Consider the following 7,528-nt stretch of genomic DNA (forward strand, 5'->3'; position numbering starts at 1 on the left):
CCTCGGCGTCGCCATCGGGGGTTCGCTGGGCGGTTGGGTGGTCGAAATGTTTGATGGTCAGGCGGTATTTTTGGCAGGCGCATTACTGGCTGCAATCTGGCTACTGGTGGCCAGCACTATGAAAGAGCCGCCGTATGTCAGCAGCCTGCGCGTGGAGATCCCCCCTGAGATCGCCGCAGATGACACACTAAAACAGCGACTGCAGGCAAAAGAAGGCGTGAGTGAGGTGTTAATTGTGGCAAAAGAGCATTCTGCCTATGTGAAAATCGACAGCAAAGTGACCAATCGATTCGAAATTGAGCAGGCGATAAGCCAGGCGTGAGGATTGCCGGATGGCGACTATCGCCTTATCCGGCCTACAAATAGCGTGTGCGATCGGTAGGCCTGATAAGCGTAGCGCCATCAGGCAGAACGGCTTAGTCGCGGAAGTTCTTGAACTGGAACGGCTGGCCGAGGTCGCCGCCACGCACCAACGCCATGACGGATTGCAGATCGTCACGCGCTTTGCCGGTCACACGAATTTCTTCGCCCTGAATCTGCGCCTGCACCTTCAGTTTGCTGTCTTTAATCAGCTTGACGATTTTCTTCTGTACCGCGCTTTCAATGCCCTGCTTCAGCTTCGCTTCCACAAACCAGGTTTTTCCGCTGTGCGTAAAGGTTTCCGGTACGTCCAGTGACGTTCCTTCAATCCCGCGCTTCAGCAGCTTGGCGCGCAAAATATCCAGCAACTGATTAACCTGGAAATCAGACTCGCTCAGCACCTTAATGGTCTTATTGGCTTCGTTCAGCTCAAAAGTGGCTTCAACGCCACGAAAATCGAAGCGTGACTCCACTTCGCGGCTCGCGTTATCGACCGCGTTACGCGCTTCCTGAAGATCAACTTCAGAGACAATATCGAAAGATGGCATCTTTTCCTCTCCCTTCGTTTTTGATGCGAAGCATAATACCTGCAAAGTTACTCAACAGACAGCGCTATACTAGGCTGTATCCCCTAATTGTACGTGCCAATGGTAGCGGCGAACAATAATGGGATGCAGACGATATGGATTAGCACCTGGTGCTGTTGCAGGTGAGGAGGATGAATGAGAATTACCGTACTGGGATGCGGAGCCTTAGGGCAGCTTTGGCTTACCGCGCTATGCAAACATGGACATGAGGTTCAAGGGTGGCTACGCGTGCCACAACCTTATTGCAGCGTGAATTTGATTGACACGGATGGGTCAGTTTTTAATGAATCCCTGACGGCAAACGATCCCGACTTTTTGGCGAAAAGCGATCTGTTACTGGTGACGCTGAAAGCCTGGCAGGTTTCTGATGCGGTAAAAAGCCTGGCAACTATTCTGCCAAAGACCACCCCAATTCTGTTGATTCACAACGGAATGGGCACCATTGATGAGCTGCAAAGCATTACGCAACCACTGTTGATAGGCACCACCACGCAGGCCGCTCGCCGTGATGGCAACGTCATAATCCATGTGGCGAAAGGAACAACGCGCATCGGCCCGGCGCGTGAACAGGATGGCGATTTCAGTTATCTGGCTGAGATCCTGCAAGAGGTGCTGCCTGACGTTGCCTGGCACGACAACATCCGCGCGGAACTGTGGCGCAAGCTGGCAGTCAATTGCGTCATTAACCCACTCACCGCGCTGTGGAACTGCCAAAACGGCGAGTTACGCCAGCATCCTGAAAAAATAGCGCAGATATGCGAGGAAGTGGCGGCGGTTATCGAACGCGAAGGCCACCATACATCCGTGGATGATTTACGCTATTATGTTGAGCAAGTAATTGACAGTACGGCAGAAAATATCTCATCCATGCTGCAGGACATTCGTGCTCTGCGCCATACGGAGATTGACTACATTACCGGTTATTTGTTGAAACGCGCGCGTGCGCACGGCATCGCCGTCCCGGAAAATGCCCACCTGTTTGAAATGGTAAAGCGAAAGGAAAGTGAATATGAGCGCTCAAGCACTGGTATGTCTCGCCCCTGGTAGTGAAGAGACCGAAGCGGTCACCACTATCGATCTGCTGGTTCGAGGCGGGATCCAGGTGACAACCGCCAGCGTAGCCAGCGATGGCGACCTGACGATTGTCTGCTCGCGCGGCGTCAAGTTGCTGGCGGATGCACCGCTGGTTGAAGTCGCCGACGGCGATTACGACATTATCGTGCTGCCCGGCGGTATTAAAGGCGCAGAATGTTTTCGCGACAGCCCGCTGCTGATTGAAACCGTTAAACAGTTTCATCGCTCCGGGCGTATTGTGGCAGCTATATGTGCCGCAGCCGCCACCGTGCTGGTTCCGCATGACATTTTCCCCATCGGTAATATGACCGGCTTCCCGGCGCTGAAAGACAAAATCCCCGCTGAACAATGGCAGGATAAGCGCGTCGTATGGGACCCTCGCGTCAACCTGCTGACCAGCCAGGGGCCAGGAACATCAATTGATTTTGGCTTAAAAATCATTGATCTGCTGGTCAGTCGCGAAAAGGCTCATGAAGTGGCGTCACAACTGGTGATGCCCGCAGGCATTTATAACTACTACGAGTAACACTTAGGCCACTCCCTCTAAATGGAACCGTTATGAAAGGATATCTGAGCGGAGTGGTTTTACTGCTCCTTTCCAGCACCGCCGCCGCAACCCAGCTTGAAATTAAGAGCCTTGAGTACCGTTATCCCAATAGCACTGAAATGCAGTATCGCGTGCCATGGTTTTCCTCAACGGATAACCCGCAGGTTGCAAAACGCATTAACGATTATATTTTCGCAAGCTTCATCAATCGGTTACCAGGGAATAACCCGCAGGCGACAGTGAATCAGTTTGCGAAATCAGAGATGAATGCCACCGCCAACCTTGACTACACGGTCGAGTATCGCGACGCCAACGTGCTGACCCTGAATATGTTTGCCGAAGGCTGCGGGGCCTATTGCGAGTCGTATAACGTGCCGATGAGCTTCGATTTAGCCAATGGCGCGGCAATTACCCTTAACGATCTCTTTTCTCGCGCCACGATGGCCGAATTAAATACCCGCATCAGAAAAGATATCCGCAGCCAAATTGATACCTTTGTTGCCGCACAGAAATCACAAAAGTCGGAGCCAATAAAAGAGGAAGACGGTGAAGATTTGGGCTATGACGACTTCTACGCCTCATGCGCCACCTACACCGAGGGGTTGTACTACATCGACAAATTCTCCCTGCAAAAAGATCATCTGGCTTTCCTGAACGGACGCTGTAGCAACCACGCCAACCGCGCGGGTGATGAACTGGGCGATTTCACAACAAAAATCCCGACCGCAGATCTGCATAATCAGTTCACGCCATACGGCCAGTATCTGACTGGCGCAAAGGGTACAACACCGGTTGAGCCCGCGCCCGGCATCGACGGCAAGGTGATGTACGGCACGCTGGGAAAAAGCCTGCGTATCGTGTTGAAGGTGGACTGTAAATACGGTGATTATTTTGAAGGGGCTTACTTCTACCAGAAATTTGGCGCACCGATTGAATTAACCGGTAAGTGCGATACCGCCAACAATCAACATTATGAACTGAAGACCTCTGACGCTGAACAAGCGCAAGAGAAGATGACGCTGGAGTTAAAAAACGGTGTTTATCAGGGTATCTGGGAATCGAACGGGAAGACGCTCCCCGTTCGATTTGAATAACGCTTTCGCACAACATTGCCAGATGGCGATGTAAACACCTTATCAGGCCTACAAAGACGTACAGTTTGTAGGCCTGATAAGCGCAGCGCCATCAGGCAGAAGTCACTACGGGCGATACACCTTCACGTTTGCAAAACCCTGCTCGCGCAGATACAGCGCCTGCAGGCGGCTCATCACACCGCGTTCACACCACAGCAGCCAGGTTTTATTCTGGTCCAAATCGCCAAAGTGGGTGCTCAGCTTGTAGAACGGCAGCGAAACCACGTCCACGCCTTCCACTTTCAGCGGCTTATCATCCTGTTCATCCACAGAGCGGATGTCCAGAATCACGTCGTTGGGGCCAAAACCGCTCACGGTTTCAACTTCCACCACGGCCTGCTCGGTCTGCTGAGCGATATCGCGAATATCGATATTATTGGCTTCTTCCACCACTTTATCGAGGATGGCAAAATCGAAGTTTTGTTCTTCGGCTTCAATCTTCGCTTTAATGGCTTTTACCGTCGGGCTTTTTGAGATCACACCGCAGTACTCCGGCATGGTTCGAGCAAAGTCTTCGGTACCAATTTCACGCGCCAGATTAATGATGTGTTCTTTATCGTGCGAGATCAGCGGACGCAGGATCAGCGTGTCGGAGACGTTGTCGATCAAACGCAGGTTAGTCAGCGTCTGGCTGGATACCTGCCCAAGCGCTTCACCGGTCACCAACGCCTGGACGCCGTAGCGCTCGGCCACTTTAGACGCCGCGCGAACCATCATGCGCTTGAGGACCACGCCCATCTGGCCATCGTCAACTTTCTCGAGGATCTCACCCACCACCGGTTCAAAATTGATGGCGACAAAACGTACGCGATGCGAACTCCCGAAGCGGTTCCACAGGTAATGCGCCACCTGACGAACGCCGATTTCGTGCGCCGCACCACCGAGGTTAAAGAAGCAGTAGTGCACGCGACAGCCGCGACGCATCAGCATATAGCTGGAAACGCCAGAGTCAAAACCGCCGGAAATCAGCGACAGTACGTCTTCCTGGGTGCCAATCGGATAGCCGCCAATACCTTCGTAGCGACCTTTCACCAGCAGCAGTCGGTCGTTTTCGATTTCAAGATTGACGGTCACATCAGGTTTGGTCAGCTTCACGCGCGCGGATTCAATATGTTGATTCAGCCCACCGCCAACATAACGTTCCACTTCAATGGAGCTAAACTCATGCTTACCACGGCGCTTCACGCGCACGCAGAAGGTTTTGCCTTCCAGTTGCTCTCGGTACTGCACCAGCGCTTTCTCGAAGATATCGTGCATATCGGTAAACGGCACGTCTTCCACTTCGAGAATATGGTGGATACCCGGAATGCGGGTCAGCGCGTCACGAATATCCAGACGCTGGGTTTCATCTTTGGCGCGAACCTCAACATGGTCCCAGTGGCGGACGACAGCAAGGTCTTCATCATAGTGTTTTAAAACGTTACGGATGTTCCCTGTCAGAATTTTTATAAAGCGCAAACGCACAGATTGGCTTTTGATGGTGATTTCTGGGAACAATTTAATGATAAACTTCATGGCGGCAATGGTTCTTTGGCAAGCATCAAAGGCTTGTATTGGGGAATAATACAGCAGCCCATACCTGCGGCTGCATCCAGGCGCGGAAGTATACCACTACGCGAGCTTCCTGTGCACATTGCGCATTATTTGATAATTGCTCGAAGTCCGTTACCATGGCTTGGGCTGAAAATATTGAGAGTCAGACATTCATTATGCCGAAGAAAAATGAAGCGCCCGCCAGCTTTGAAACAGCGCTGAGCGAGCTGGAACAGATTGTTACCCGTCTGGAAAGCGGCGACCTGCCGCTGGAAGAGGCGCTGAACGAATTCGAACGTGGCGTACAGCTGGCGCGTCAGGGACAGGTTAAGTTGCAACAGGCTGAACAGCGCGTGCAAATCCTGCTGTCTGAGACGGAAGATGCCGCCCTCACGCCTTTTACACCGGATAATGAGTAAATGGATTTTACGCAGCAGCTACAGGCTTGCGTTGAGCAGGCCAACCAGGCACTGAGCCGTTTTATCGCGCCATTGCCCTTTCAGAACACTCCCGTGGTCGAGACCATGCAGTATGGCGCATTATTAGGCGGTAAACGTCTGCGCCCGTTCCTGGTATACGCAACCGGTCAGATGTTTGGCGTCAGCCTGAGTACGCTCGACGCTCCCGCCGCGGCGGTTGAGTGCATCCATGCTTATTCGCTGATGCACGATGATTTACCCGCGATGGACGACGACGATCTGCGACGCGGCCTGCCGACCTGCCACGTTAAGTTTGGCGAGGCGAATGCGATTTTAGCGGGTGATGCGCTGCAAACGCTGGCGTTTTCCATTATCAGTGACGCCCCCATGCCGGAGGTCGCCGACCGTGACCGCATCGCCATGATCTCTGAACTGGCTCAGGCCAGCGGTATTGCCGGCATGTGCGGCGGTCAGGCGCTGGATCTGGCGGCTGAAGGCCTCCAGGTTGAGCTGGAGGCGCTGGAGAAAATCCATCGCCATAAAACCGGGGCCTTGATTCGCGCCGCCGTGCGTCTGGGGGCATTAAGTGCCGGAGACCAAGGCCGAAACGTCCTGCCGATACTCGACAAGTACGCCGAAAGCATCGGTCTGGCGTTCCAGGTTCAGGATGACATACTGGATGTGGTAGGCGATACTGCAACATTGGGTAAACGTCAGGGTGCCGACCAGCAGCTTGGCAAAAGTACCTATCCTGCACTTCTGGGTCTTGAGCAAGCCCGGAATAAAGCCCGGGATTTAATCGAGGATGCCCGCCAGTCACTCAGTCTGCTGGCCGCACAGTCACTCGATACCTCGGCACTGGAAGCGCTAGCGGACTACATAATCCAGCGTGATAAATAAACCAACATATCCGATGAGCTTGCGATGAGTTTTGATATAGCCAAATACCCGACCCTGGCGCTGGTCGACTCCACCCAGGAGTTACGCCTGCTGCCAAAAGAGAGCCTGCCCAAGCTTTGCGACGAACTGCGCCGCTATTTGCTCGACAGCGTGAGCCGTTCCAGCGGGCATTTTGCCTCCGGTCTGGGCACGGTGGAGCTGACCGTCGCGCTGCACTACGTCTACAACACCCCGTTTGACCAGTTAATCTGGGATGTGGGACATCAGGCGTACCCGCACAAAATTCTGACGGGGCGCCGCGATAAAATCGGCACCATCCGCCAAAAAGGTGGCCTGCATCCGTTCCCCTGGCGTGGCGAGAGCGAGTATGACGTTTTAAGCGTCGGACACTCCTCCACCTCCATCAGCGCCGGTATTGGCATTGCGGTTGCCGCCGAGAAAGAAGGCAAAGAGCGCCGTACCGTTTGCGTGATTGGCGACGGTGCCATCACTGCCGGCATGGCGTTTGAAGCCATGAACCACGCGGGCGATATTAAGCCCGACATGCTGGTTATCCTGAACGACAACGAAATGTCGATTTCAGAAAACGTCGGCGCGCTGAACAACCACCTGGCACAACTGCTCTCCGGCAAACTGTATTCCTCATTGCGTGAAGGCGGGAAGAAAGTCTTCTCCGGCGTGCCGCCGATAAAAGAGCTGCTTAAACGTACCGAAGAACACATTAAAGGCATGGTAGTGCCGGGTACGCTGTTTGAAGAATTGGGCTTTAACTACATCGGCCCGGTAGACGGTCACGACGTGCTGGGACTGATCACCACGCTGAAGAACATGCGCGACCTGAAAGGCCCGCAGTTCCTGCACATCATGACCAAAAAAGGTCGTGGCTATGAGCCTGCAGAAAAAGATCCAATCACGTTCCATGCGGTACCCAAATTCGATCCGTCCAGCGGATGTCTGCCGAAAAGCAGCGGCGGC

At 53.5% G+C, this 7,528-nt stretch carries 8 protein-coding genes and 1 pseudogene; 7 read left to right on the forward strand and 2 right to left on the reverse strand.

The genetic code is table 11. From position 1 onward, the window contains the following. Positions 1–322 (forward strand): annotated as a pseudogene (locus FDW95_RS23355) (MFS transporter); the annotation flags it as partial. A 94-nt stretch (positions 323–416) separates the two neighbouring features. On the opposite strand, the gene FDW95_RS01010 reads toward FDW95_RS23355, so the two are convergent. Continuing rightward, positions 417–908, reverse strand: coding sequence for a YajQ family cyclic di-GMP-binding protein (locus FDW95_RS01010; protein ID WP_096758076.1), 492 nt, complete (start codon positions 906–908; stop codon positions 417–419). A gap of 174 nt (positions 909–1,082) precedes the next feature. Between FDW95_RS01010 and panE the strand changes: the two genes are divergently transcribed. Genes panE through FDW95_RS01025 form a run of 3 tightly spaced genes read left to right on the forward strand, consistent with a single transcriptional unit; the run spans position 1,083 to position 3,662 of the window. Then, positions 1,083–1,994: a 2-dehydropantoate 2-reductase gene (gene panE / locus FDW95_RS01015; protein ID WP_096758077.1), complete on the forward strand. Its 912-nt coding sequence runs from the start codon at positions 1,083–1,085 to the stop codon at positions 1,992–1,994. After that, positions 1,957–2,547, forward strand: a complete 591-nt coding sequence (gene yajL, locus FDW95_RS01020; protein WP_096758078.1) for a protein deglycase YajL — start codon at positions 1,957–1,959, stop codon at positions 2,545–2,547. Before panE ends, yajL begins: the two co-directional genes overlap by 38 nt. A 32-nt stretch (positions 2,548–2,579) precedes the next feature. Continuing rightward, positions 2,580–3,662 (forward strand): hypothetical protein, encoded by a 1,083-nt coding sequence (locus tag FDW95_RS01025; RefSeq protein ID WP_115259238.1) that lies wholly within the window; start codon positions 2,580–2,582, stop codon positions 3,660–3,662. Between the two features lie 105 nt (positions 3,663–3,767). Here FDW95_RS01025 and thiI read toward each other — a convergent pair whose 3' ends face one another. Continuing rightward, positions 3,768–5,216 (reverse strand): tRNA uracil 4-sulfurtransferase ThiI, encoded by a 1,449-nt coding sequence (gene thiI, locus FDW95_RS01035; RefSeq protein ID WP_115259239.1) that lies wholly within the window; start codon positions 5,214–5,216, stop codon positions 3,768–3,770. A gap of 194 nt (positions 5,217–5,410) precedes the next feature. Between thiI and xseB the strand changes: the two genes are divergently transcribed. The 3 genes from xseB to dxs form a co-directional block, all read left to right on the forward strand. Further along, positions 5,411–5,653, forward strand: coding sequence for an exodeoxyribonuclease VII small subunit (gene xseB, locus FDW95_RS01040; RefSeq protein ID WP_096759458.1), 243 nt, complete (start codon positions 5,411–5,413; stop codon positions 5,651–5,653). Further along, positions 5,654–6,553 carry a (2E,6E)-farnesyl diphosphate synthase gene (ispA, locus tag FDW95_RS01045; protein ID WP_115259240.1) on the forward strand — a complete coding sequence of 300 codons (900 nt, stop codon included), beginning with the start codon at positions 5,654–5,656 and terminating at the stop codon, positions 6,551–6,553. A 24-nt stretch (positions 6,554–6,577) separates the two neighbouring features. Then, a partial coding sequence (gene dxs, locus FDW95_RS23360) for a 1-deoxy-D-xylulose-5-phosphate synthase (protein ID WP_249358851.1) occupies positions 6,578–7,528 on the forward strand: 951 nt, incomplete at its 3' end.

This window comes from Citrobacter sp. wls718, from assembly GCF_005280945.1.
In the GTDB taxonomy this organism is placed as follows: Bacteria; Pseudomonadota; Gammaproteobacteria; order Enterobacterales; family Enterobacteriaceae; genus Citrobacter; species Citrobacter gillenii.